This is a genomic window from Streptomyces sp. DH12 (assembly GCF_020873895.1).
In the GTDB taxonomy this organism is placed as follows: Bacteria; Actinomycetota; Actinomycetes; order Streptomycetales; family Streptomycetaceae; genus Streptomyces.
In genome coordinates this window covers 1-486 of record NZ_JAHWGT010000794.1, presented here as the reverse complement: position 1 = coordinate 486, position 486 = coordinate 1, and the positions used below count along the sequence as shown (strand labels likewise).

1 pseudogene is annotated in these 486 nt (G+C 77.4%); it reads left to right on the top strand.

Features of this window, described 5'->3' with window-relative positions:
• Nucleotides 1–486, top strand: a pseudogene (locus LPA54_RS37105) (VOC family protein); the annotation flags it as partial.

Genomic DNA, 486 nt, shown 5'->3' with positions numbered 1-486 from the left:
GTTCCGGGTGGCCCTGGCGAACGGCCGGCCGGTGGCGGGCATCGCCGCGGTCGCCGGGATGTGGCAGATGGCCGTGGCGTGGACGCCCTACTTCGCGGTGCGCAGCGCCGACGAGGCGGCCGCGCGGGTGCAGGAGCGCGGCGGGACCGCCGCGGTGGGCCCGATCTCGCTGCCGCCCGGGCGCGCGGCGCTGCTCGCGGACCGGGACGGGGCGACGTTCGGCGTGTGGGAGGGCGAGCTGTTCTCCGACTGGCCCACCTGGCGCCGGGCGCAGCTGGCGTTCGTCCGGCTGCACACCCGGGACGCCTTCGACGCGGCGATCTTCTACGGCGAGGTCTTCGACTGGGCGTCCGGCCGGCCCGGCGGCTGCGAGGTGCACTACGAGGGCGAGGAGGTGGTGCTGCGCAGCGACGGGGACGTGGTGGCGCGCATCACCTCGGGGGCGCTGGGGTCGGCGCCCGACCCGCGGATCCGTCCGCACTGGCA